The organism is Cyclobacterium qasimii M12-11B, from assembly GCF_000427295.1.
GTDB lineage: Bacteria > Bacteroidota > Bacteroidia > Cytophagales > Cyclobacteriaceae > Cyclobacterium > Cyclobacterium qasimii.
The window spans coordinates 1-25105 of record NZ_ATNM01000163.1; the positions used below are offsets into that span (position 1 = coordinate 1).

Here is a 25105-nt window from a genome sequence, read left to right on the forward strand (position 1 = left end):
GGTTTGGATATGCCTCGTAGGTTTGACCAATGGTTGTTGTTTTTCAGGTTCTTTTGCCCGTGGTAATTGTTTGTTTAATCCTGACTATGTATTGGGATTTCCCTACTTTCATAGGGAAATGTTGCGAACATATGGAGATTAGGATGTTTTGAGATTGGGGTTCAGCAACTGACACCTGAATGAGAACCGAAAGTACAAACAACAGTTATTGTTGTTCAGATCCATTAGACCAATTAGTCTTTATAATGGGATTGGTGTTATTGATTTACTGTCCTTTGTGACGAATCTAAGGAAGCCTGTAGGGATTCAAAAATAAATTCCACGAGTTTTCACCCGTGGAATTTATTGGAAATAAAGTGATTTTGGCGGCATTAGGAATCCCTAGAAACCGTGCATCTATCTGACTTAAGTCACAGTATTTTCAAACTTTAGCAATTAATTCCCTGCCTTAATATAAGCCCAACCTTGCTCCTGCTTGATTATGATTTCTGCCAGGCCAGAAGGAACAGTAATGGCTCCGTCTACCAGGTCTTCTTTGCTTGCCTTCGCTCTACGCATGGTGTTTTCACAGGCGGCAAAAACCACTCCCCTGCTTTGTAATTTAACAATGCCCTCTAGTACCTGGCTCTTTTCTTTAAGAACCATTGGTAGCGCGCCACTGTGACAAACCACCTCTATTTCAGCATTTGGCAATGCTTTTAAGATATTGTTAAGCTGAGCTATGGCTTTATTTTGGTCAGCAACTTCCCCTTTGGTGACTTGAAAAACAACGTGATGTACTTCCTGATCTACCACTTGGGCAGAAAGCAATAATGGGCTGCTCATCAGAAGTATGAACAACAATAAATGGATGTATCTTTTCATGGTTAAATTTATTTGCCTAAATATAAACCATTATTTAATATTTAAACAGATGCTTTTTCCTTTTCTTTTGGTTTTACGGCTTCCACCAGGTCCTCGAAAATCATATAAAGACAAGGAACAATTACCAATATAATTGCCGTAGCGAAAATGATTCCAAAACCAAGAGATATGGCCATGGGAATCAATTGGAATGCCTGACTAGAGGTTTCCAGAATGATAGGTGTCAAGCCACCAAATGTCGTCAGAGTGGTCAAAATGATGGGCCGAAAACGCCTTACTCCTGCCTCATGAATGGCTTCATAAGCAGTTAATACGCCCCTATGCTTATTTGCATAGTCAATCATGATGAGTGAGTCATTTACCACCACTCCCGATAAAGCAATAACGCCCATCAAACTTACCAATGACAAATCATATCCTAATAATATATGCCCGATAACAGCGCCTACCACCCCAAAAGGTATGGCCAACATGATTATAATGGGCTGTGAATAACTTCCCAGTGCTATCGTCAAAAGACAAAATATCAGTAGCATGGCTATAATGAATCCAGACCACAAAGCATCAGTTGATTCCCGCATTTCTGCTTGACTTCCTTCATAAGTCCAGGCAATTCCCGGAAAATCTGCACGCAACTGAGGTAATACCTGCTCGTTCAAGGCTTTTAATACCCTGGTTTGAGCAGCAGCAGGCTCTACGTCCATGCCCACATTTACCACTCTTTTGCCATCCCGACGATTGATATTTGTAAAGGTTTCTCCCTCCTTAATTCGTACAACATCCAATAAAGGAACAGCCGTACCATCCGGTGCCTGAATAATGAAGTCTTCCAGGTAATTGATGTCTTTTCGTTCTTCCAGGGGCAATTTCACCCGTACTTCAAATTCGTTGATGCCACGAAGTTGCCGCATGGCCAAAGCACCAAAAAAGGCATCTCGGATTTGCTGGCCTACTATATTGGGCGTAAGTCCAAGGTTTCGGCCCTCAGGTAGCAGTTCAAAACCCAATTGTAGTTTGCCCTTGTTATAGTTGTCACTCACATCTCTGGTTTCGGTAAAAGTCTCCACTCTTTCCAGGAAAGCCTGGCTTGCCCGTTCTAAAACATTGATATCAGGGTGACTCAAATCCACACTGATGTCCTGTCGTGCTCCGCCCGGTCCACGTTCGGCCTCAAAATTGATTTGATCCACGCCCTTGATGTCTCCAATGTTTTCGCGCCAAAGTGCGATAAGTTCTTTTGGACTCATATCCCGTTGATCCGGTGGTTTCATGACGATTTCCACATCTATAAAATCTTTTCCCCGCACATTTGTTTTGACCCCATAGGCCACCTCATAAAGGTTGTAGGTCTCAAACATCTTGTGGGTATTGTTTGTGATTTCTACTGCTACTTTGGCGGCCTGATCATTTGTCGTCCCTACAGGAAGTCGTACAGCGGCCTCAATTTCATCTGCCGCCACTTCAGGCATAAGCACCATGCCCATGTGATCACTGTAACCAAAGCCTCCTACCAGGATCAATATTGAGATGGCTGCAGAAAAAGTGAGGTATCTATTTCGCAAGCAAAGGTCTAGAAAAGGCTTGTAATAGGTATTGATAAAGCGGTTGAATCCCGATGCAATGGCTCCCTGCCAGGTTTCCAGTTTTCGGACCCATAGGTATTTTTTTTCTTTGGGTGGCTTGGTCACATGGGAAGGCAAAATAAATAAGGCTTCGAATAAGGAAACAAAGAGTACGACTATTACCACTACAGGCAATGGCCACCAATATTTACCTGTTTCACCGGGAATAAAAAGCAGCGGCACAAATGCCATGACTGTGGTCAATACACTGACAATAACAGGTTTGGATACATCTTTGGCCCCCAAAATAGCCGCATCCATATGAGAATAACCTTTTTGTCGGTATTCGTAAATGTTTTCTCCTACTACAATGGCATCATCCACCACAATTCCCATAACAATCAAGAAGCCAAACATGGAAATCATGTTGACACTGATGCCTACTGCTGGAAGGAAAATCATGGCCCCTACAAATGAGATGGTCATGCCCATCATTACCCAGAATGCCAACCGGTATTCCAGAAACAAGCCTAAAATGACGAGGACAATAATGATGGCCATAAGCCCATTTTCAGTCAGCAGAGAAAGCCTTTCACGAAAATCTTCTGCTCTATTGCTTTCGATTCGAACTTTTACACCTGGAGGCAAACTAGGTCTAAATTCCTCCAGTATATCTTTTACGGTGGCCTCTATATCCAAAGGAGATTGATTTCCAATCCGGAAGACTTCCAGGTCCACCGTGTTTTGCTGTTCAAATTGACCATTAAAACCCACTTCTTCAAAGCCATCTCGTATACTGGCAATATCCCCTAAGGTAACTGTAGAGCCGGATTCGGAAGATATTATATCTATGGTAGCAAATTCCTCTGCCACCAGTTTGCGTTCCTCCATTCTTAAAAGGATTTCTCCGGAAAGGGTTTCTATGGAGCCGGCAGGAATATCCCGACTTGAATTTTCAATCAGGTCGGCAACCTGCCCCAAGGTAAGATTGTATTTTAACAGTGTATTTCTTGGGATCTCCACATGAGTTACAAAATCTGGTACATTCCCAATCTCAACCTGAGTGATCTGATCGTCACTAAGTAATCTGGTTCGCAACCTTTCGGCTAAAATTCTAAGCGTCCAAACATCCACATTGCCATAAATCCCAACCTGCATCACGTCCATTTGCTGATTTTGAAGAATAATCTGAGGTCTTTCAATGTCATCGGGGAAAGTTTGTATTCGGCTTACCGCCTGGTTAATATCCTGCAGGGCCTTCATGCGGTCTGTACCTGGAATGAACCAGATTTCAACCGTTCCAGAACCTTCATCTGCCTGAGAGATGATTTCTTTAATGCCTTGAACTTCACGAACCTTTTCCTCTACGGGCAAGACAATGCCTTGCTCTACCTCCTCTGGAGCAGCTCCGGGGTACTCTACAGATACTTCAACTATGTCAAGTTGAAACTGTGGGAAAACTTCTTTTTGAATGTTGTACATGGTGTACACTCCTCCAAACAGCAAGATTACCATCAGCAAATTGGTGATGATTGGTCTTCTTGCCATAAAGGCAATGGCACCTTTTTCAGTTTCTAAGTTTGTTGGTTCCTGCATGGTTTTAACTATTTATCTGCATCCAAACGAAGCGGTGAACCATCTACTACAGTGGCTAGATCTGTTGCCACTACTTGTTCGTTGGCCGACAAACCCTCATTGATATAGGCGAAATCCTGGTCCTCAAAGAGGATGTTGACCTTACGTATGTTCAATTTTCCCTCTTGAATGACCCAGACGGTATTCCCAGGACGAATGTATTGACGCTCAAGGCGAGTAACATCCTTCAATTCCCGGGCTTCAATTTGTACTTCTACAAAAGTACCGATGATCAGAGGTGGTTTATCCGGATTGGGTTTTCTACGCAATAAGGGATCAGCAATGCGAATGATAACCCTGGCCAATCGGGTTTGGTTGTCCAAAGCGCCAACCAGTCTTGAAACTCGGCCTTCTCTGAATTGCCCTGGTTCCCAGGCTGCTGGATGGACAATTTTTACCGGTGAACCTGTTCCCTCTGCATCTTCCCCAATGGACAGCCAGTTGACTTTGGAAAGGGGTATATTGGCCATTACCCAATATTCATCAATACCTACCAAACGTCCCAGGTCTGACCCTTGAGTGATTTGAGAACCCAGATTTACATTTCGTGACAAAATATGCGCATCGAAAGGCGCCCGAATGCTTGCCCGATTCAAGTTCAACGATGCCTGGCTAACTGCAGCTTCGGCAGCTTCTACATTGGCCTTGGCCGCTAACAACTGAGGTTTTCGAAGAACCAGGTTTTGATTTTCTGAAGTCAACTCATCTCCAATCAATTCGTAATCCTTGAGTGCTACATCCTGTCGGCCTAGCTCCACTTCATAGTCTGATTGAGCGAGCGATAAATCACTTTTCCTCAATAGAAGTGTATTTTCAAAATCTGCAGGGTTGATTTGTAATAGCAGGTCCCCTTTTTTCACATAGGCACCGGGAAGGAATTGGTTAGCAATGCGTGTGATTTCCCCTCCTACCTGATTGCTTAAGGAAATGTCGGTAGCTGGTTGAACGATGCCTGTAGCCACAATAGTGGGCGTGAAATCCCCCTGCTCCGCCTGCACCACATCCACTAGCATGGCCGTGGTTTTTGAGGCTCCTTCCATTTCAGCTTCTGGTGCTGTCCAAAAGAAGAGCATGGCGATTAAAATACTGCCAATCAATAATCCCAAGCTTATAAATATGGTTTTCTTTTTAGTCATTTTGTCGGGATTGGGTTTTCATTCATGCTAAATTCTCCCTCGTTTTCGATGGGAGTTTGGAAGCCTCCTGCAAGGGCTCGGTAAAGGGAAACCCTGTACAAAAGCAAATTCAATTCTTCTGTAACCAACTCTCTTTTCAATTGCTGCATTTGATCCAAGGTGACCAGCACGTCAAGGTAAGCAATGGACCCATTTAAGTATTCGACCCTCAATTGCTGAAAGGCTCGTTCTGCCAGTTTTAATTGGTTTTCAAGGTTGCTGATTATTTCTTTCTGAAGGCTTTCACGAACCATTGCATCTTCTACTTCTTGAAGGGCTTGTAAAATGGTTTGTCCATATTCTTGAACCTGTTGTTCTCTAAAGGCTTTTGCTTGTTCTTTTTCGGCATTTAATCTTCCACCGTAAAAGAGTGGCATCAGTAAGCTCCCTGTTAAAGAAGCTGCTTGAGATTCCACCAGGTTGGTAAGTGTATTGGATCTTAGGGCTCCGGTAAGGTTAAAAGCCAGTCTGGGATAAGTATTGCTTATGGCCACTGCCACCTCCCTGTCTGCAGCCTGCATGCGATTGAAACTGCTTTGAATGTCAGGGCGTCTATTGATCAATTCCATGGGTAAGCCTGCATCAGGTAAGGAACTTAGGCTTGGTAATTTGCTTTCCTGAGCGACTGAAAGCATGCCTGGCGCAATGCCAAGCAATACGGCAAGCCTATTTCTCAATGTTTTCATCTCCATTTGTACAGAAAGCGCTTCTTCTTTTGTGTTTTCAATCAGTTGTTCCTGACGAAGGATGTCCACTCCTCTCACCTGCCCACTTGCAAATCGTGCTCGGATCAATGCCAACACTTGTTGGTTGTATTCCGTTTGTTCCTGGATCAATTCCAGTTGTTCCTGAAATGTCTGAATAGAAAACCAGGTCAATGATACTTCTCCGGCGATGGTAATGGCAAGGGTTTGGTAATCCAGGTAGGTTGCTATTAAACGGTTTTCTGCGGCTAGTTTACTTTGCTTTACCCGCCCCCAGAGATCTACCTCATAGCTGGTTCGCAAAGACAATTGAGTGTTTTCTCCTCCTACAAAATCAGGAGCGGGTCTACTAGCCCCTCCCTGAAGTTCTAGAAATACTTGAGGAACGCGCTGAGAGGAAATAATGGCGACATTACTGGCATCTTGTGCCACCTCAAACCAAGCGCTTTTCAATTCTAAATTGTGTGTGATAGCAGTATCTATCAATGCATTTAGTTGGGCATCCTGAAAAGTAGTCCACCAGTCCGTTTCAAGTTCAGAAGCCCCCGTTGGAAGAGAAAAACTTTCCGGAAGTGCTACAGGAACATCCCTGGTAGTGACTTTATTTCCACATCCTGAGGTTAATAAGATGGCCCCTATGAACATCATAATGGGAAAGGAAGACTTTCTGAAGGCACGTGATGTGCCATAAAATAGAAAGTTTAATGATTGGTTATAATACAAAAGTCTTTGGGTTTTTTTTTGAAGATAACAAAAAACAGTTGGTATGCAAAGACAACTATTTCATTTAACTATCTAACTATTAGCAGTAAAATATGTTTTAGGGTAAATTGATAACCTTATTGTCCTACTTTGGAACTGGTAATTTTTTTTGATCCTATAGATTTCCTAATATCGACAGCCTATTTCTTTAATCAATTGGTTCTTCTAGAGATAAAACTTCCAGGTTTCACTCTATAATTTTATCATAAGATTGATTATCAACACAACCTGAAAGGTTGGAGAATTTAAGGGATTCAATAAAAATTCCGCATGGCTGGTTTGATGCAAAGGCCAAATCTGACCATAGAGGTATATTGATTGTAGTCATAAAGATTTTCCCCGTAACCATTGTACCATTGCAAGAACAAGTATTGGTTGGAAGAAGGGATTGGTTTGAAGTTTAATTCTACAATGGTGTTTACCACATTAAATTTTTTACTTGGATTCAACACCAGGCTTGCCCAAAAATTATCATTGTAACTGCGGTAATTCAGGGCCAATAATCCAAATCCTCGGTATCGGAAAAGGTCCTTGTTTTCATCTCCTAAAACCCCAGCCCAAATTTTGCCCTGAAGGGAAATATTGGCATTGTAAAAATACACCCCTGAAAGCGTAATGAAATTCCAACTTCTGGAATAAATGGAATCCAGTCCGTTTGATTCATGTTCAAGCGAAAGCGCAACTCCGCCTTTTAACTGCTGATTAATTAAAACTGGCCTAATAAGGGTTATTCCCGGATTGTAATTGTTATCAGCAAAGGGGGAAGAATTTTCGTAAATGTCCCAAAATGATTTCTGGGTGTAAGTTAGCAATAGCGAAGTTCGAAAGGGCAGCCTAGATTTTATCAACCGCTGACTAACACTTATCTGGTATTTGACATCAGCCGTTTGTTTGTTGATATCCTTATTTGTTGGCACCCCTGTAATAAAATAATTGTCACGAAACATACCAAAGCTAGGTTGTGCATCATATAGGTCCAAAAATTCCTCTTCTGATATTTGAAGGTAGTTCTGGGTCTTAAAACTAAATTCACTTGTGTCAATCTGGTCTTCCCACATTGATTGAAGTTCCATGATTTGCGCATTAGCGGTCATGGAAAATGAGAATAGAAAATATAGAAACAACAATCCATTTTTGGATGATCTCCTACAGTTCTTTAATTTACTCAAACTGAAAATTGATTTTATTAAGAAACGAGTTTCTAAATGGATGCCCAATGATTGCTTAACAGCTATATACCAAACTTAAGCAAAACTTGGCATCAAAATCAAATAAACAGGATTTTAATGGTACTGTTTATTATTAATGCGTAAAGAAAAGTAAGTCTTAAGTATTTAAGATTGGAACGGAGCTTCTAAAAGACATTGATCCCTTAACTTTCATTTTATTATCTACTAGAATTTACTTTTTAAAAAGGTAAGGGAATTCTATTGCATAATTCCACCTTAATCCTTAAAAAAGAGTTAGGATAAGAATGGTGAAAGATTTTATAATTAGGAGGAAATTTAGGAGCCTTTTTAATAGTCGTAGGCTTCTGCTCTACTCAACAAAATTTTGCCTATTGCTACTTATTCGTTCTTTTAAAATGGTATTAATACGTTTATTTATTCCACGCTGCATGGTAGCATACAAAAGAAATTCTTCAGTAGAAAAATGACCTATAACCAAACCTCGGATTTCACTTCTAAATGCCATGTCTTTGTTGAAGGAACTTTCAATGAAATTGGTTTTTTCTTTTTCAGATAATTGACTAAACTCGAGTTTTTTTGTTGCCATATAATGCTTAAAATGAACCGCTAATAAGTCATGCAGCATTTTGATAACCGGACGAATCACTGAATTTTGAAATGATTCTTCTTTGCTCATCCCTTTGGGGAATGCTAGATTTGGGAGTATTGGTCTTGAAGCCTCGAGGTTTTTATTCATAAATAAACAAACCATCGAACCTGGATACATGTTCAAAAAACTGTAAAATTGATTTAACCTTCAAATGGATTTATAATAGGTTCAATGAAAAAAAGCCTTCCAGTAAAGGGAGATTAAAGGCATAAAAAAAGCCTTACCGTTTAATTGGTAAGGCTTCTGTACTAAATATTGTAACGCGACTAGTCATTCCAAACTTTTGCATTTTTGGCTTTTGGACCTGTAACCCTTGTTTTATTTGTAACCAACGTTACTTGTTGGTAATTTTTTGATGTAGATTCCCAGGATTTTTTATTCTTTGCAGATGGACCTTGTGCTTTAGAAGTAGTCTCCAAGGTATAAACCTTTTTTGCTTTTTCAGTGTTCTGCCAAGGTTTTTGGTTTTTTGCAGCAGGACCTGTTAAGTCGTTATTTTTCTGTGCATAACTGAAAGTAGCGACAGTCATAAAGGCGAAGGCTATCAATAAACTTTTCATATAATTACCGTTTTACAATTTATATCTTTTGTCTAGTAAATTTAACGCTAAACAAGGGGTATAGATACTCTAAGAAAATCGGTAAATTATAGTAGGTTTAATTACGTTAAAAAGTATCCGTATTTATACGGATGTTTTTCACAACAAGCTGAGTTGAGCTGCCTTATTGATCAACTCCGGAGTGTTTTTTACCTCCAGCTTCTTCATCATGTTGTTTCGATGGGTCTCTACGGTTCGTGTACTAATGAAGAGTTTCTGAGCAATTTCCTTTGTTGTTTGACCGTCTGCAATCAATTTTAAGATCTCCATTTCTTTTGGAGACAACTTTTTGGGACTGACCCCTTCCAGTGACATAATATTGATCATGCGTTGAGAAATTTCCTGATTAAAGTACTTATTCCCTTTGAGAACGGTGTCAATTGCCAGTAGTAATTCTTCCTCATCAGCATTCTTAAGAAGATACCCATAGGCTCCTCCTCTAATGGACTGCATGATATAATTGCCATCATCGTGCATTGAAATAGCAATCGCCTTGATGCGAGGGTACTTTTTTTTCAACTTTAAAAGCACTTCAAAACCATTCATTTCAGGCATGGTCAAGTCGAGAAGCAATAGCTCTGGTAGAATTCCTTTCTTAAGTTTTTTAAAAAAATCCTTTCCATTTTCTGAACTGATCACCACCTCAAAATTGTCTTGCTTAGACAATAGAGAATGGATTCCATCTCTGAATAACTGGTGATCATCTACAATAGCAATTTTGAATTTATCCATCTTTCAAAGGTATTTCTACTTCCACTTCTGTGCCATTTACATCAGAATTAATACTAAGGTACCCATTAAAAATCTCTATTCGCTCCCTAATGTTTCTCAAGCCTGCCCCATATTGTATACTACTTAGGTCAAAGCCAGTACCATTGTCCAGGTAATACAAAGAGAGCTTATCACTAAATTCTGTTAAAGAAATAGTTATTTTTTTGCACCAGAGTGCTTCAATGAATTGTTGATCAATTCCTGACAAACCCTAAAAATACAAATGTCCAGGTCTATGGTTAATTTACCAGCCTTGCCCTTGGTGGCATCCTCATAAACAATTTCAACCCCACTGGTTTTTTCATTCTATCAATAAAACTTTCCAGTGCCTTCCCCACTCCAAAATCAACCAAAACGGAAGGCATTAAATTATAGGTCATCCTACGGATTTCATCAATGGTACCATCCACTACAACATTAATCCTTTTTTTATCTGGAGAGGATAATTCTGAGGTATGTACCATTAGCTTTAAGCTGGTAAGCAATGGCCCAACACCGTCATGTAAATCTTTGGATAATCGTTTCCGTTCATTCTCTTGCCCTTCAATCAATGACTTTTTGGCCATCAAACGGCTTAAATTTTCAGCATTCTCATATTCCATCAATTTTTTTTGCATGACAATCAATGATTTACCAAGTAGATCCCCTTCTCCTGACAAATGGTATTTCGCCTTCATATTCATATTTCCAATCTCCGAAGAAAAATTAATGGCTTCTCGGATTGATTTTTGTAATTTTTCTAAGGCCACAAACATCTCCTTGATTTCCTTGGTCTGGTAATTATTAACAATTGTAAAATCATAATTTCCTCTTGTCATGAAGTTGAGGAAAAGCCTCATATTTAACAATGGCTTTGACAAAACAACAGTAATCAAAAAAGAAAATGTTAAAGCAAAAAGCAACACCAGAAAGGAAATCAATATGAGTTTATTTCTCATATTTAAAAGCGGAGCTGTTACTTCCACTACATCAATTTCGGATAAAATCGCCCAGTTTAGATTGGCAATATCCAGTTTATGGTAGGAACTATATACAGGTATTCCTCGATAATCATTAATGATTCCAAATCCATCAATTCCCAGTAAAGCATGTTTTGCACCAATTGTTGAGGCTTTAATTTGACCAGGAGGCTGTTCAGGGAAAAATCTTGATTCGGACCTCATGCGATAGTCATTCCCAACCAGGTAGGTTTCTCCGCTTTGTCCCATACCTGTACGCTCCATAAGTATGTCTTGAATTAAATCATTATTTATGCATTCAATCTGTCGGACTCGATTTGCTATTTTATTAACCATTGCCAACTTCACCTTTCCTTTTCTGGCACAAGAGGTAATATCAATTATACTTTCACCATTAGGCATCAATTTTAATCTGTTTTGCAAACATGTGATATCAACCTCTTCAGCAATTACAGCATAGGGATTTATCGTTGAGTCGGATTCCAATTTAATATTAGCATTGTGAAAATTTTCCAATTCGGCATTCAAAAAAGCCTCAAGTTGAATGCGTTTCAATTTTTTAATGGAAGAGAGTTGTAGTAGTACCCTTTCATCAAGTGCATATTTAAATTCTTTGTAGGAAAAAATGGAAAGGGTCACCACTACTAAAAACACCAAAGAATTGATTAACAATATTATCCAGGACCTTAAACTCTTCATCTATACTTAATAAAATTTACCTTTGGTTCGAAATATACGACTGCCATTTTATTACTTAATGAATTCCCATTAAAATTAATCAATCGCTGCTGCTTTCAGCTTCATCGTAACCGTATAAAATCTATCGTGTTGAATAGAATTTAAACCTTATAAAAGCAAAATATAGAAAGCCACGATTTTCAAACCGTAAGCCTTATTGCAGTTTTCCTTTTAACGCAGTTACAGGGTTCATATTTGCGATTTTATGAGCAGGAACAAAACTAACAATGGTAGCAGAAATTATTACAACCAAGGCAGAAGAAATCAAAAGCTCAGGACTAAAAGAAGGGTAAATTCTATCTCCCAATCCTATTCCCATGTCTGCAGTGACGGAGCCAAAGGAAATCCCTTTATCTGCTAAATACCAAAATAAGGGTACACCGATAATCGCTCCAACCAGCATAGAGAAAAGGCTGTACATGCTGCCTTCGATGGTAAACAGCCCTGTGACCTGCGTCCTGGTCATTCCCAGAGCGATATAGGTGCCAATCTCTTTCTGTCTACGAAAAACAGACAAAACCTGGGTATCAAAAATGGCCAACAGTGCAATGGCCAATAACATGAAATAGACTATACGAGCACTTGCTCTTTCTACTTCAATGATATCGTTAATGTTTTTGAGTAATTTATCCTGACTTATATATTTCCAATCCTCAAATTCAGTGTCTTTGAACTGTGTGTCAGCAATCAAAATGGTAGCTTCATTTTTCAGCCCTGTAATTCTCCATAAATCCTCTAAAGTCATCCAAATCTGGCCTTGGTCTACAGTGCTTATTGTGGTATTGAAAATAGTTGCCACCACCACGTTTGTAGCATCGAAAGTACCGTTTTTGTCTCTCCAGCGAAGGGTGATCTCATCACCAATCGATAGGTTGGCTGCATTTGCCATCCTTTTACCTATGGCCACAGGAATGGCCCCCAGGTGCTTACCCAAATTGCCTATGGGGATCTTTAGTGCCCTCTGGTTTTTTGGAAGTCCTTTTAAGGTGATAGATAGCATTCTGCCATTGGGGTAAATGGATGCCTGTCTAATCAAAAGTGGAGTTAACCCTTTGGTTTCTTTTACATTGAATTTACCATGAGCATCCTGAAGCGTAAAAGGATTGTAAGGCTCATAAAACTTATGATGAAACTGTCCATAACCGAATTCCCAATTGATGGCATCTCTTTTTGCTTGTTGATTCCAGCCATCCAGAAGACCGTTGTAAAAAATGATAACCAGAAAGGTAAAGGTTAAAATCCCAACGTTCAGCCAGGTTCTTAATCCAGCTCCAATGAGGTTTCTATACGCAAGTTGGAAGGAAAGCTTCATAGTACTTGAACATTGAGAAAATCCATCATTTTTTTAATGAAGCCTTAGTGAAAATATAATCTGGTATGGTAGGGTTAAACTGCACCTTTTTGAGAATGAAATCTGTACCTTCTCCCCCTTTTAAAACATCCTTAAAATTAATTTTTTTTGGATACCAGCGACCTTCAATTTGCTCGATTTCAGACATTACTGTTCTTTTCAATAATTGCCCGCTTTTGGCGAACAACTCTTCCTGAAGGGGAATGTACCGCTCTTGATCTATCCATATCATTCGCTTGTAGTAACTTACATCCTCTACAGAAGCAATCAATTCTAAAATCCACACCTTTCTCCCAGACAGGGTTTCTTCTCCTTGAACTTTTCCTTCATATATTTCTGAGAGTTTTCGATCTTCCATCATGTCTTCATAGGACAAATCTGAGCCCATAACTGATTGCCGTAACATATGCCCTGAGAGTTGAATAGTACGGTCTGTAGAGGGAGAATAGATCCACAAGCGATCACCTAGTTTCAGCATTTTAGTACCTCTTTCTCTTTCTGGATAGAGGTACTCGGTAAAGGATTTTTGATTGCCCTCGGTATAGGATTTTGAACCGATGGTTTGAACATTTCTTTTGCCTCTGATAACCATCTCAGATTCCGTGATCTCTGTTTTCGATACCATGTTTTTGTCCACCCTTTCCAGGATGGTCTTGGCATCCTGGGCCTTGACCTGAAAGGTCCAAATAGGCAAAAGACAAGCTATAATCAATTGATTTTTCATGATTGTATTTTTTTATTGTATCGGATATCTAATTTCGACAGGAAATTCGGACCAGATAATTTAAACTTCTAACTCCTTAAATAAACTGGCTGTTTCCCTTTTGTAAATACCAATTCCTGAGAGCATATTGCCAAAAACCATTGCAAAAACGCCAGGGATAAAGCCTATATAGTAGAGGTCAGGAGTTACTTTAGCTCGCATTACTGTAGGCATCATCATGGCTGAATTGTCTACCATGCCTTCTATATTAATACCATAGTTTTGTAAATAAAATGCTCCAATTAGTCCTAAACTTGTCCCTACCAAGGAGCCTATAATGCCTATTAAGGTAGCTTCCAAAACCAAGGAGCGGTAAATGCTACCTTTGGACTCTCCTAGTGCCAGGCGAATACCAAATTCCTGGTACCGCCTTAGTCCTCCAATCAGACCAGTATTCCATAGCACCACCGACATGGCCCCCACAAAGATGATCACAAAAATGGCTGACATATTATTAGCATAATCCAGAAGATCCCCCAGGTTATTCTGTGCACGAAGTGTAAACATTTCCGGAGCATATTCGTCAGGGTTGTTTTCGAATCTTTTATTAAAGGCTGTTTCTAAAGCTATGGCAGCCTTATCGTCGTAGACCCCATTATTGTAAAAGCCAAGTATTTCGCCTGTTCCATCTTCCATGTCCAACATTTCCTGAGCTGCAGTAATATCCAAAAGTATTGCACCTCTATCCATTGCTGCAACACCAAAACGAATGGTCCCACTTATTATAAAGTTTTGAAAAGTCATACTTCCATTCATTGTAGTACCAAAGTAGGTCACTTCATCTCCTATTTTAAGATTCAGTTTGTTTGCAAATTCATCTCCAATAAGTGCTTCTTTGGCATTTTTAGGGAGATTTCCAGACACGATCGAATTGGAAATATTCATTCGCTCCACTTCACCGCTTGATGCATCTAAAAGGTTAATGGCTATTCCGGCAGCTGGTCCCTGACCTTTGGATTCCCCATTGCCATCTGGAGCATCCAGAAGTCCCCCAAATCGAATTCTTTTGACCCATTGTAGATCAGGATAATTTACCTGAAGATTGGCCACCAGGCTGTCTACACCTAGTAAAGCCAGGTCATTAGGAAGTTGGTCTTTATTGTCTGCATAAGCCCGAGACATGATTTTAACATGCCCCGTTTCAAATTTCGCATTCTGATCGACCATGTCCGTCATGGCCCCACTAAGAAAACCACTTAAAACTATCGTAAGAGATACCCCAAGAGAGATAACAATGATGGGGAGCATGCTCCTGCTTTTGTCCCTGATAATTCCTTTAAATAAAAATTTTATCATTGTAACTTTCCTTTTAATGCCTCAACTGGGTTCATATAAGCTATTTTTTTGGCTGGCAAAAAGCTGACAATTGTTGCTGAGACAATCACCAATACCATGGTACCCAAAATAAGTTGTACTCCGAAGACAGGGAATATCCTTGAAGCCATGGTTACTCCCATGTCTTGTGTCACATCAGGAAAAGAAATTCCATTCATGGCCAAATAGGTGAATATAGGTATTCCAACAAGGCCTCCTACCAGCATGGCCAAGAAACTATACATACTTCCTTCCATTGTAAACAAAACAACTACCTGACCTGGCGTCATTCCCATAGCCACATAAGTTCCTATTTCTTTTTGCCTGCGAAAAACGGACAACACCTGGGTATCAAAAATGGCCAATAAAGCGATGGCCAATAACATCAAGTACATGACGGATCCGGAAATCTTTTTTGAGGCAATAATATCGTTAATGTTTTGTAGCAGTGTTTCCTGGCTAACAAAAGTCCACCCACTTATTTTTTCGTGAGAGTATCCTTCATTTGCGACGAGATAAGTGGCCTCTTCCTTAAGGCCTGTCATGGTCTGGAGCTGCTCAAGGCTTATCCAGATTTGGCTAGCGTCAATATTGCCTACATTTGAGTCGAAAATTTTGACAATGGTGATGTTCATTGCATCAAATGTTCCATTTTTATCTCTCCAACGTAATAGCACTTCCTCCCCTTCTTTTAATTTGGCCGCATCTGCCATGCGCTTTCCTATGATTGCCGGGATGGTCTCCTTTTCCGAGGTAAGAAATGAAGTAGGAAGTTTTAACTGGCTTTGATCCACTGGTATTCCTTTTAAGGCAATTGAAATCATCCTGCCATGTGGGTAGATGGATGCTTGTCGGATCAAAATAGGGGTCAACATGGGGAATTCCTCTGACTTGTACGCCTTATGGGCATCCTGAATGGAAAAGGGATCAAAGGGATCGTAATTGTCCGTCCTCAATTCTCCATATCCTATTTCCCAATTGATGGTATCCAGTCTGGCTTGTTGATTCCACCCATCCAGCAAGCCATTATAGAAGATGATGAGAATAAAAGCAAAGGCCAGAATACCGACATTCAGCCAAGTTCTCAATCCAGCACCTATAAGGTTTTTGTAGGCTAGTATAAAGGCCAATTTCATGCTTGTACTTGTTGGTCTTTATTCGCTACATCAGAAACCACTTTTCCATCCTTCAAAGAAACGGTTCGGTCCAGGTAAGCCATGACTTTTTCATCATGGGTAGAAAACAAGAAGGTAGTACCTAATTCTTTATTTAAGGTTTTCATGGTTTTTAAAATGGCATGCGCATTGGCAGAGTCCAGGTTGGCGGTTGGTTCATCGGCCAACAATATCTTTGGACGTTTGACCATGGCCCTTGCAATCGCTACCCTTTGGCCTTCTCCGCCAGATAATTTGTCGGGCCTTTTATTTGCCATACTTTCCAAACCTACCCATTCCAATGCTTCCATTACAGCCTTCTTTCTTTCCTCTTTTGGAACGTCCTGAAGTAGTAAAGCGAATTCTACATTTTCAAATACCGTATAAACTGGGAGCAGATTGAAAACCTGAAATATAAAGCCAATATGCAGATTTCTTAATTTAGCAGAATCCTTATGACTGAGTTTGGCGATGTCTCTCCCCATAACCATTGCCTCACCTTCCGTAGGGCTGTCCAAAGATCCAATGATATTTAACAGCGTGGTTTTGCCAGAACCACTTGGCCCTACAAATCCCGCAAATTCACCAGCATTAAAGGACAAGGAAACATCATTCAAGGCAGTGAAATAACCATCCCCTACTTCAAATTTCTTGGTAACATGTGACAGTGAAATTATTTTCTCCATAGTGATTCTATTAATGGTTATAGACCAACATCAGCCTTAAACCCGGGCCTTTGAATTGGTTCACAAATTCGTTTTGTTGAATACCTTGTTGAATAGATTCCGGATTGTAATACCCCATTACGTAACCCGTTAATTTTTTGAATTGATGAGAATAGTTTATAAAGAAGCTGGTGTTGTCAGTGTTCCAATCATAATACATGACAGTGGTAAGGTTATCAAAAAAGCTCAGCGGATACATTAGGGTAGCTGCAGTAACATGCAAGGCATTGTTTACGGCAAAATTCTCTTCGTCAAAATTAATTTGCATGTGTTCCAAAACAGCATTTAGACCAGTGCCTACGGGGAAGGTATAATCAACCCCTATATTTAGTAAGGTTTGGTTGGTAAGGTTTCCCAAGTCCTTGTTTCTATGAACATAAACCGATTCAAACCACAAGCCTACGCCTAAATCCCATTTCCCATCTAAGCCAAACCTGTTTTCAGGGATTTTGTCAAAAGCATTGACTTGACCGATTGTTATTGAATTGGCGACGCGGTGATGATAGGAAAATGCCAATTCACCTTTGGGGACAGGGTTTTGAATTCTGCCACCGAATTCAGGAACAGCCTTATTGGTAGGAACCACATCAAATCCCCTGGCCTTCTCATTGCCATAAAGTCCCCAAAGCCTAATGTTGGCATTGTTCAAAAAGGTGTACCGGCCCATAATGCCATAAACACCATTGGTCAGTTGAAGTGGATCTCTGGGATCTATCTGATTGAACCATTGTAAGGGTCGTAAAACTGCGGCAGAACCAAAGTCGATCTTTTGCAAACCTAGCCTAAGCTCAAATTGGCTGGAACTGTACCTTAGCCAAACCCGGTAAGGGTTGACACTAAAATTGGACTCAGTGGAATTGAAGTCAGAAAAAAGGACAGTACTGGAAATATTCGCTGAGGCTACTATGTCAATGTTTTTGACGGAATCAATTGAACTGTTAATCCTTAATTCAGGTATATAACGGGCACCGAAGAAAAAAGGAAGGTCGTTTTTTGGGCTATAACTGCTTACAATTGACGCCTGACCATGAAAAAGGTCCTTTTGAGCCATAGCTTCTTGAATGGAATAGCAACCTAAAAGCAATATGAACGCAATGGCTTTCATTTTAATTTTTCAGGAGATACGATGCCATAGAAAAAGAAATTTACCATTTCCATTATCAAATCCTCAGTGGTCTCATACATGGCAATTAGCTTTTCATCTCTTAGTTTATTGTTGATGTCATTCATCATGTAAATTAAGAAAGGAAAATGAAGGTCTTTTCTGACCCATCCCTCCTTCTGAGCTACTTTCAGGTGTTCAATGAATTTATCCTGACCATTTTTATTCCCTTCTATTATAAGATCCTGTAATTCCTCCTCCTCATTGTTCATTATGTCATTGATAAACTCCTGACTTATGCCACGTGAAAATTCATGCTCCAATAAAACCACTTCTTTCATTTTTTGAGGGAAGTCAATTTTCTTGGCCATAATGGTATCGTATAATTGCTCACTGCTGCCAATTACATCCTTTAACACCATCACTGCAACTACTTTTTTATTGGCAAAACTTCTATAATAAGTCATTTTGCTTACTCCGGCTTTTTCGCATATTTCTTCTACAGTGACCCTATTGATCCCATATTTCCAGAAACATTCCTTTGCAGCTTTTAAAATGGCCAGTTGGCTTTTGGTTCTCTTTGTCAAAATATATGTTACTTATTTTTATCTAATATACGTTATTAGTAACATATATCAAATTTAGTAACAAATAAAACGAAATGGAATATGGATATTATTAAATCCATTCCTGATGTAGAAGGAAGGTGGTGTAGTACGCCAGAAGGATGGAATAATAGGACATTGATACGTTGAGATTTTGTCATTATTGTTGCAGAAAAAAAAGCAACAATACCGCCAAAATCATGGTATACACGTTATTTTTACCACGGGCTAGACACCCGTGGCTACAAAGGTTTCACTCCTTGGGGCTCTCGTTTAGCGAAAAATCGCATTGGGTATCTATCACTTTGGTTACCGCCCTTCAAAACTTATGGTTTTTGGAGATGGATGGAGGGCGTTAAGAAAATGAGTTAGCTCCGAAGAGGAGATCCACTTATTTTTAGTCCGGAGTCGATCTCCAAAAATTAAATGATGACAATTCTTACCTCTCTCATGAATCATTACAAATCCAAAAAATCAGTATTCTTTAAAGGGTAATATAAGTATCAAGTCAAGAGGTAACCTACTTGTTATAATACTGAAATAAACCCCTTAAAACATCACCATTTATTACTCCTCTAAAATTCCTTTGAATACTTTACTTGCGCCTCTATTCCCAAGACTGCTTGTTGTATAAGTGACTTTATTCCCATCAAAGGAAAATTTAAGTGTGTCGGTATGCGGACTTTCAATGTATTTAATCTCAACAACTAGCGTTTGAAAATCTTCCCAATAATAACTGGAAAAGACCTTGTATGGGGCAAGTCCGTTCAAGGCTTTCTTAGCATGGGCCACTAAATAAGGTTGTTTTCTGTCAGTTATGCCTGAAACCCAATGTTCTTTGCCAACTGTTAATTTATAGTCCTTTTGCTCCTCAACTAGATTCAAAACCAAATTATTGGATTGGAAATCAATGTGAAAATTTATCTTTTCCTCTTCAGTAGACAGCGTTATGTTTTTCTCGTCCCATTTATTTTCCATCCATTCATTTTCAACACCTATTGCAGGATTATGAGCAAGTTTTTCTAGTCTTTCCTTCAATATCAAATCTTTGCTACTATTACTTTCACTATCAAAAGCAGGTAATATATGGTCCCAAACCTCACTTAAAAGGCCTTGAAGATTTGACGTTTCAGAGGTAATGATGATAACAGCCTCCTGTTTGGGTAAAACTAAAATGTATTGTCCGTATGCTCCGTCTGCACGGTAAGAATCATGGCGACTTCTCCACATTTGATAACCATATCCCTGAAGCCAGTCACTTTTAGCCTTCTCTTCTCTACTGGCATTGGGATTTTGTAAAATCTTCAGGTTTCTGGCTTCATTTATCCAACTTTCAGGCAGAATTTGTTTCCCATCCCAGTTGCCATTTTGCAAAAAGAGTTGTCCTAATTTAGCCATGTCCTCTGTTTTAACCCTGAGCCCATAGCCTCCGGTATTAATACCTTGTGGACTTTTTTCCCAATCCACTCCTTTTATGCCCAAAGGTTGAAACAGTCTTGGCCTTAGGTAATCTATAAGGGTTTGACCAGATACTTTTTGGACAATGGCAGACAACATATAGGTGGCGACTGTGTTGTAAACGAATTGGCTCCCAGGTTCATTTACTATTGGCACAGCCAAAAAAGACTTTGCCCAGTCCTCCGTTCTTACAATAGAAAATGTATAGTCCTTTGCATGTCCCACGCTCATTGTAAGCAGGTGTTTAATCTTCAATTGTTTCAGGTTTTCGCTAACATCAGTGGGAAGGGATTTCGGGAAAAATTTAATAACCTGATCTTCTACAGAAACAAGGCCTTCACTTACTGCAAAACCAATCCCTGAAGCAGTATAGGTTTTGCTTACTGAATACATGGTATGTTTTAGTTTGGGGCCATAAGGATCCCACCAACCTTCAGCGATTACTTTCCCTCTCCTCAAAACCATCAGGCTATGTAACTCGTGCTCGCTATTTTCCACCTTATCAAGGAAGGATAAAACCCCTTGGGCATCAAAATTTTCTTCCGATGGTGTGCTGTAGACAAAATCCGTCGCTCTTTCCTGCCCTATTGCCTGAAATGAAAGGAAAAGAATAAAAATAATTTTAAAGCTGACTTCATTGGGTTGGTTATTTATGGGGTGGAAAATGGGGATTTTATCTAATGTGTTTTTTAAAATTATGCAATGTTTCCTGGTAATCAAATTGCAGGTCTTCGTGAAGTCCTGCTATAAGTTTCTCAATCTTTTTTACCTGAGAGGCATATAAATTATCGATTACAGGATGACGAAATTTGAGGTAACCGAATTCAATAATTTTCTCACAAAAAAGAAAAGCAACTCAATAATCGTCACCTTGTCCTTAGTCAGTTTCAGGCTTTTATTCATCATTCTCCTGATGGACTGTGCAGATTTTTTGGCCGTAAAATAACTTTTTAAATTTGCATTTTCGAAAGCTTCTTCCAAATCTTCTTTGACCATTGCCAAATACAAATCATTGTTATCGGCTTCAAAAAGTTTGAAGTACACAAAAGCCTTATTGTCACGACTCAATTTGCTTAATTGCAATACCAAATCAACCAATTCGGGTTCATTCCTTTGTGTCAGTTCCTTTTTAATATAAGCCAGGCTTGGAATCTTCATTTTGAAAAATATTTATAAAATCTTTACGTAAAGGATTGAATCATTTTAATAAGCTTCAACAGTAGCCATTTAACTGTCTACTATCTTGCTCTTTAACACCTATTTTACCCTTCACTTTTGCTGTCCTCTCCATTACTGAGTAGGTAAGCAAAGGCATTCGCCCCGGGTGTTTCTCGAAGGATCACGGTTATAATGGCAATTATTGGTATAGATAAAACCATTCCGATAATTCCCCAAATGGCATTACCGATAATAACTGCTAAAATAATAAAAAAGGGATGCACATCTACCTTATTACCCAGTATAATGGGTTGAAAAATATAAGAGTCAAGAAATTGAACAATTAAAAATGTGGCTGAAATACCCACTAAAGTATAGAACTCACCTCCTGAAAGTAAACCGATAAATAAGGCTAAAACATAACCAGCCATATTGCCTATGAAAGGAATTAACGAAAGAAAGGCAGCAATAAAGCTGATCAGCAAAAAGTCTTCTGCACCTGAAATCCACATTCCTAAACTATAGAGTACAACTAAAATAACCATTAAAATCAACCGTCCATTTAGGTATTGCCTAACTACTTTAGCGGAATCTTGTGTAACCCTCTTCACTTTTTCTTTAATTTCATCGGGGAACAACTTTAAAATAAAGGTGTAAAACATATGTCTAAAGTGAATGAGAAAAAAGAGGTAAACAAAAATAAGGAGAGAGTCAGCTGCGGTACCCATTACTTTTCCCAACATCACAAATGCTTCATCCTGTTTTACTTCCGAAGATTTTTCTTCTTCATTCGGTTGTTCACCATTCAAGCCATAACTCGTTTTATAAGCTTCCAACTTGCTTCGCTCTAATGGAGTATGGGCCAATACAAACAGTTCTACTTTTTGCGCAACTGGACTCAAGCGCTCTTTCATAACATCAGCATCCTCTAAAAAAGACCTTACCTGCAAGGAAATAACAGCAGAAATTCCAATAAAGGCAACAAATACCATCCCCACGACAAAAGAAGTACTTAATATTCTATGCAATCCTCTTTTTTGCAAAACCTGCGCAATAGGATAGACTAGTAAAGCCAGTACTAAAGCCAATATTAATGGTGCCAATACTTTTTGGGAGGCGACCAGTCCTAAAATTAAAAAATACAAAGCGATGATTATTAAAGCGGTAAGAACTATTGGGCTGGTTCGGTAAAAGAATTTCTTCATGTGTATGTTTTAAATCTAAATGCTTATTGACAAAATGCAATAAATGTGCTAAGTTTCTATACGCTCGGATAGTTTGTTTATTCAAACTTCTATTAGTTATGGTTTTTCCATACGAATTATTCAGTATGACAACTATAAAACCTATTGTAGGGAAAAAGATAATAACTAAATTGAAATTCTGTAAATCACAATGTTAATGCAATTTATGTTTGAAGAAGAGGAAAGCAGCTTGTTTTTAGTGGTAATCAATCATGAAGAACAGTATAGTATTTGGCCCAAAGAAAGAAAGATTCCTAAAGGATGGAAAGCAGAAGGCAAAGAAGGTACTAAGCAAAAATGTCTTGACCATATAGAGAAGGTATGGACAGACATGCGGCCATTGAGCCTGAGAAAAAAGACGGAAGATGCCTAATAAAATAAAGACATAGATTAGAAATAGTCGCATTAATTATTCAAAATAATGACAATAACCAGCTCCCCCAAAAGACCCTTATTCATTTTACTTTTATACTTAGGCACATTCCTAAGCGGCAGCTTGTTAGCACAAGTAAACGAGATAGCACTGATAAGGGAAAGAGTGGTAAACCAATTAAAAGCCGGAACAGTAGATTCAAATGAGATAGGCTCATTATTGAATAAGATAAAAGCGGATGGTAGTTTTAAGAACATCAAATACGATGATTTAAGCAGAACAGCCGGTTTCCCACAGAGAAGGCATGTATTGGCACTAGTAAGTCTAGCCAAAGCCTACCAATCAGAAGAATCTACCTACTATCATAATCAACTTTTGTTAGAGAAAATCACATTGGCTACCAAGTTTTGGATGGACAATGATTTTATAGGAGACAATTGGCACAACAATCAAATTACAACCCCAGAGAATCTTGTCAACCTGATTTTATTAATGGGTAATTCGCTCCCTAAAGAACTGATTGATAAAAGCCAGCCAATGATAGGCCGTGCGAACATGGATGCCTCCGGAGCCAGACCGAGTGGCGACCGGATTGTTATAGCAGGAATTCTTGCCAAAAACCTGCTGTTCAATGAAGATAGAAAAGGTTTTGATGAGGTGATCGATATTATAGCCAATGAAATCAAGTTCAATAACGGTGGGCGTGGAATGCAACAAGATTATAGTTTTCACCACAGAGAAGACCGGGTAAACAATACTATATCTTATGGTTATGGCAAATATGCCAATGCTTTTGGGGAGTGGTCAGCCTATGTGGCTGGAACCTCCTATGCATTTGAAGTTGAAAAAATAAATCAATTGGTGGATTATTACCTGGATGGTGTATACAAACAGTTGGTATATGGTGTCTATGAGGATGTTAGTGTAAAAAACCGAGCCATTGCCACCAAATCTTCCTTTAAGCCTAAAGGAACACTTGAAATAGAGCGATTGCTTCGAAGTACGGATTACAGAAAAAAGGAATTGGAAGAAATAATACGCTTAAGAAAAGGAGAATCCTCTCCTTCCCTTTCCTTTGCAAAATTCTTTTGGCAAACGGAGCATTTTGTGGTACAACGGCCTAATTTTTATACCACCGTTCGGATGTTTTCCAGCCGAAATAAAAACATGGAGATACCTTATAATGGACCAGGTATAACCACCCATCATCGGGCTGATGGTACCAACTACCTAATGCTTAAAGGAAACGAATACCATGACATTTGGCCGGTTTATGATTGGCAAAAAATATCGGGAACCACCATCCTGCAAAAGCCAAACTTACTGGGAGGGGATGTCATCCAAAAAGCAGGTAAAATGGACTTTGTTGGAGCGGTAGAAGATGGCCAAAAAGGGGCGGTAGGTTTTGATTTTATCAGTCCTCATGATGGCAGCAGAGCCAAAAAGTCCTGGTTTTTCTTTGACCAAAGTTATGTTTGTTTGGGAGCAGGCATTCAAGGAAGCCAAGACTTACCAATTGTAACCACGGTGGATCAGGTATTGTTAAGGTCTCCGGTAAGCATTTTACAATCAGGCCAAGGTGCTACAAAGCTTCCCCAAGGGGAACACAATATTAATCAACTTAAATGGCTGTATCATGGCAACATTGGTTATATTTTCCCCAATGATGTTACGGTTCATGTCTCCAACAAAACTGAAACAGGGCGCTGGTCTGATATAACGGACCAAAAGAACGCATCCACAAAAGTAATTTCAGAAGAGGTTTTAAAAGTATGGTTCGACCATGGTATAAAACCTGAAAATGGTAGCTATGCCTATATGGTTTTTCCATCCATTTCAGAAAATGAACTGAAAACCATTTATGAAGCAGGTACACCTCATGAAATTCTTGCCAATACCAAGGAGCTTCAGGCGGTAAAGAATGAAAATGAGGTACAAGCAGTATTCTACCAGTCTGGAAATTTATCACTTGAAAATGAATTGAATTTACAAATGGAAAATGCTGGAATCATAATGCTGAAACTGAAAAAAGGGAAAGTTGAATCCTTTTCTATTTCAGATCCTACCAGAAAATTGACGGAGCTTAAGTTTTCGTTGAACGGGCTTTACACTGCGAAAAGTGATGGTCTAAAAGTATTAAAAGACAAGAAAACAAAAACCTCTCAGTTTATTATTCAAATGCCTAAAGGTGCATTTGCTGGTAAAAGCCTTAGTTTTACACTTTAAAACATTATAGCTAACTTACTATAG

22 protein-coding genes are annotated in these 25105 nt (G+C 39.2%); 2 read left to right on the forward strand and 20 right to left on the reverse strand.

Features of this window, described 5'->3' with window-relative positions; translation table 11 throughout:
• Window positions 1-435 precede the first annotated feature (435 nt).
• The 20 genes from ADICYQ_RS20990 to ADICYQ_RS21085 form a co-directional block, all read right to left on the reverse strand.
• The gene (locus tag ADICYQ_RS20990) at window positions 436-864 is read right to left on the reverse strand and encodes a DsrE family protein (protein WP_081652415.1); all 429 of its coding nucleotides are present in this window, start codon (window positions 862-864) and stop codon (window positions 436-438) included.
• Window positions 865-905: 41 nt separating this feature from the next.
• The gene (locus tag ADICYQ_RS20995; protein WP_020893343.1) at window positions 906-4022 is read right to left on the reverse strand and encodes an efflux RND transporter permease subunit; all 3117 of its coding nucleotides are present in this window, start codon (window positions 4020-4022) and stop codon (window positions 906-908) included.
• Between the two features lie 8 nt (window positions 4023-4030).
• The gene (locus tag ADICYQ_RS21000; RefSeq protein ID WP_020893344.1) at window positions 4031-5197 is read right to left on the reverse strand and encodes an efflux RND transporter periplasmic adaptor subunit; all 1167 of its coding nucleotides are present in this window, start codon (window positions 5195-5197) and stop codon (window positions 4031-4033) included.
• Complete coding sequence (locus tag ADICYQ_RS21005; protein WP_051160313.1) at window positions 5194-6588, reverse strand: efflux transporter outer membrane subunit; 1395 nt, start codon at window positions 6586-6588, stop codon at window positions 5194-5196. Before ADICYQ_RS21005 ends, ADICYQ_RS21000 begins: the two co-directional genes overlap by 4 nt.
• Before the next feature lie 368 nt (window positions 6589-6956).
• Window positions 6957-7775 (reverse strand): phospholipase A, encoded by an 819-nt coding sequence (locus ADICYQ_RS21010; RefSeq protein ID WP_040417427.1) that lies wholly within the window; start codon window positions 7773-7775, stop codon window positions 6957-6959.
• Window positions 7776-8241: 466 nt separating this feature from the next.
• Window positions 8242-8628: a hypothetical protein gene (locus ADICYQ_RS21015; protein ID WP_040417430.1), complete on the reverse strand. Its 387-nt coding sequence runs from the start codon at window positions 8626-8628 to the stop codon at window positions 8242-8244.
• Window positions 8629-8807: 179 nt separating this feature from the next.
• On the reverse strand, window positions 8808-9101 hold the full coding sequence (locus ADICYQ_RS21020; protein WP_040417413.1) for a hypothetical protein: 294 nt from the start codon (window positions 9099-9101) through the stop codon (window positions 8808-8810).
• 138 nt (window positions 9102-9239) lie between these two features.
• Entirely contained in the window at window positions 9240-9872 is a 633-nt protein-coding gene (locus tag ADICYQ_RS21025; protein WP_020893351.1) for a response regulator, read from the reverse strand.
• Window positions 9865-10119, reverse strand: coding sequence for a sensor histidine kinase (locus ADICYQ_RS21030; RefSeq protein ID WP_040417416.1), 255 nt, complete (start codon window positions 10117-10119; stop codon window positions 9865-9867). Before ADICYQ_RS21030 ends, ADICYQ_RS21025 begins: the two co-directional genes overlap by 8 nt.
• Window positions 10120-10150: 31 nt before the next feature.
• Complete coding sequence (locus ADICYQ_RS21035; RefSeq protein WP_020893353.1) at window positions 10151-11569, reverse strand: sensor histidine kinase; 1419 nt, start codon at window positions 11567-11569, stop codon at window positions 10151-10153.
• A 193-nt stretch (window positions 11570-11762) separates the two neighbouring features.
• The gene (locus ADICYQ_RS21040) at window positions 11763-12920 is read right to left on the reverse strand and encodes an ABC transporter permease (RefSeq protein ID WP_020893354.1); all 1158 of its coding nucleotides are present in this window, start codon (window positions 12918-12920) and stop codon (window positions 11763-11765) included.
• 25 nt (window positions 12921-12945) lie between these two features.
• The gene (locus tag ADICYQ_RS21045; protein WP_020893355.1) at window positions 12946-13683 is read right to left on the reverse strand and encodes an outer membrane lipoprotein-sorting protein; all 738 of its coding nucleotides are present in this window, start codon (window positions 13681-13683) and stop codon (window positions 12946-12948) included.
• Window positions 13684-13743: 60 nt separating this feature from the next.
• Window positions 13744-15018 (reverse strand): ABC transporter permease, encoded by a 1275-nt coding sequence (locus ADICYQ_RS21050; protein WP_020893356.1) that lies wholly within the window; start codon window positions 15016-15018, stop codon window positions 13744-13746.
• Complete coding sequence (locus tag ADICYQ_RS21055; RefSeq protein ID WP_040417418.1) at window positions 15015-16172, reverse strand: ABC transporter permease; 1158 nt, start codon at window positions 16170-16172, stop codon at window positions 15015-15017. Before ADICYQ_RS21055 ends, ADICYQ_RS21050 begins: the two co-directional genes overlap by 4 nt.
• Window positions 16169-16876 (reverse strand): ABC transporter ATP-binding protein, encoded by a 708-nt coding sequence (locus ADICYQ_RS21060; protein ID WP_020893359.1) that lies wholly within the window; start codon window positions 16874-16876, stop codon window positions 16169-16171. Before ADICYQ_RS21060 ends, ADICYQ_RS21055 begins: the two co-directional genes overlap by 4 nt.
• 10 nt (window positions 16877-16886) lie before the next feature.
• On the reverse strand, window positions 16887-18020 hold the full coding sequence (locus ADICYQ_RS21065) for a hypothetical protein (RefSeq protein ID WP_020893360.1): 1134 nt from the start codon (window positions 18018-18020) through the stop codon (window positions 16887-16889).
• The gene (locus ADICYQ_RS21070; protein WP_020893361.1) at window positions 18017-18604 is read right to left on the reverse strand and encodes a TetR/AcrR family transcriptional regulator; all 588 of its coding nucleotides are present in this window, start codon (window positions 18602-18604) and stop codon (window positions 18017-18019) included. Before ADICYQ_RS21070 ends, ADICYQ_RS21065 begins: the two co-directional genes overlap by 4 nt.
• A 585-nt stretch (window positions 18605-19189) precedes the next feature.
• Window positions 19190-20800, reverse strand: a complete 1611-nt coding sequence (locus ADICYQ_RS21075; RefSeq protein WP_020893362.1) for a serine hydrolase domain-containing protein — start codon at window positions 20798-20800, stop codon at window positions 19190-19192.
• A gap of 72 nt (window positions 20801-20872) precedes the next feature.
• Window positions 20873-21238, reverse strand: a complete 366-nt coding sequence (locus ADICYQ_RS21080) for a hypothetical protein (protein WP_020893363.1) — start codon at window positions 21236-21238, stop codon at window positions 20873-20875.
• A gap of 104 nt (window positions 21239-21342) precedes the next feature.
• Window positions 21343-22443, reverse strand: coding sequence for an AI-2E family transporter (locus tag ADICYQ_RS21085; RefSeq protein ID WP_020893364.1), 1101 nt, complete (start codon window positions 22441-22443; stop codon window positions 21343-21345).
• A 196-nt stretch (window positions 22444-22639) separates the two neighbouring features.
• Between ADICYQ_RS21085 and ADICYQ_RS21090 the strand changes: the two genes are divergently transcribed.
• Together ADICYQ_RS21090 and ADICYQ_RS21095 are read left to right on the forward strand one after the other, a co-directional pair.
• Window positions 22640-22855, forward strand: coding sequence for an MbtH family protein (locus ADICYQ_RS21090; protein ID WP_081652416.1), 216 nt, complete (start codon window positions 22640-22642; stop codon window positions 22853-22855).
• A gap of 123 nt (window positions 22856-22978) precedes the next feature.
• Complete coding sequence (locus tag ADICYQ_RS21095; protein WP_235114829.1) at window positions 22979-25081, forward strand: polysaccharide lyase family 8 super-sandwich domain-containing protein; 2103 nt, start codon at window positions 22979-22981, stop codon at window positions 25079-25081.
• Window positions 25082-25105 lie beyond the last annotated feature (24 nt).

What these genes read in the sequence shown, in the direction of transcription:
- ADICYQ_RS20990 (WP_081652415.1), bottom strand. Translation starts at nt 864, where the DNA reads ATGAAAAGATACATCCATTTATTGTTGTTCATACTTCTGATGAGCAGC.
- ADICYQ_RS20995 (WP_020893343.1), bottom strand. Translation starts at nt 4,022, where the DNA reads ATGCAGGAACCAACAAACTTAGAAACTGAAAAAGGTGCCATTGCCTTT.
- ADICYQ_RS21000 (WP_020893344.1), bottom strand. Translation starts at nt 5,197, where the DNA reads ATGACTAAAAAGAAAACCATATTTATAAGCTTGGGATTATTGATTGGC.
- ADICYQ_RS21005 (WP_051160313.1), bottom strand. Translation starts at nt 6,588, where the DNA reads ATGATGTTCATAGGGGCCATCTTATTAACCTCAGGATGTGGAAATAAA.
- ADICYQ_RS21010 (WP_040417427.1), bottom strand. Translation starts at nt 7,775, where the DNA reads ATGGAACTTCAATCAATGTGGGAAGACCAGATTGACACAAGTGAATTT.
- ADICYQ_RS21015 (WP_040417430.1), bottom strand. Translation starts at nt 8,628, where the DNA reads ATGAATAAAAACCTCGAGGCTTCAAGACCAATACTCCCAAATCTAGCA.
- ADICYQ_RS21020 (WP_040417413.1), bottom strand. Translation starts at nt 9,101, where the DNA reads ATGAAAAGTTTATTGATAGCCTTCGCCTTTATGACTGTCGCTACTTTC.
- ADICYQ_RS21025 (WP_020893351.1), bottom strand. Translation starts at nt 9,872, where the DNA reads ATGGATAAATTCAAAATTGCTATTGTAGATGATCACCAGTTATTCAGA.
- ADICYQ_RS21035 (WP_020893353.1), bottom strand. Translation starts at nt 11,569, where the DNA reads ATGAAGAGTTTAAGGTCCTGGATAATATTGTTAATCAATTCTTTGGTG.
- ADICYQ_RS21040 (WP_020893354.1), bottom strand. Translation starts at nt 12,920, where the DNA reads ATGAAGCTTTCCTTCCAACTTGCGTATAGAAACCTCATTGGAGCTGGA.
- ADICYQ_RS21045 (WP_020893355.1), bottom strand. Translation starts at nt 13,683, where the DNA reads ATGAAAAATCAATTGATTATAGCTTGTCTTTTGCCTATTTGGACCTTT.
- ADICYQ_RS21050 (WP_020893356.1), bottom strand. Translation starts at nt 15,018, where the DNA reads ATGATAAAATTTTTATTTAAAGGAATTATCAGGGACAAAAGCAGGAGC.
- ADICYQ_RS21055 (WP_040417418.1), bottom strand. Translation starts at nt 16,172, where the DNA reads ATGAAATTGGCCTTTATACTAGCCTACAAAAACCTTATAGGTGCTGGA.
- ADICYQ_RS21060 (WP_020893359.1), bottom strand. Translation starts at nt 16,876, where the DNA reads ATGGAGAAAATAATTTCACTGTCACATGTTACCAAGAAATTTGAAGTA.
- ADICYQ_RS21065 (WP_020893360.1), bottom strand. Translation starts at nt 18,020, where the DNA reads ATGAAAGCCATTGCGTTCATATTGCTTTTAGGTTGCTATTCCATTCAA.
- ADICYQ_RS21080 (WP_020893363.1), bottom strand. Translation starts at nt 21,238, where the DNA reads ATGAAGATTCCAAGCCTGGCTTATATTAAAAAGGAACTGACACAAAGG.
- ADICYQ_RS21085 (WP_020893364.1), bottom strand. Translation starts at nt 22,443, where the DNA reads ATGAAGAAATTCTTTTACCGAACCAGCCCAATAGTTCTTACCGCTTTA.
- ADICYQ_RS21090 (WP_081652416.1), top strand. Translation starts at nt 22,640, where the DNA reads ATGCAATTTATGTTTGAAGAAGAGGAAAGCAGCTTGTTTTTAGTGGTA.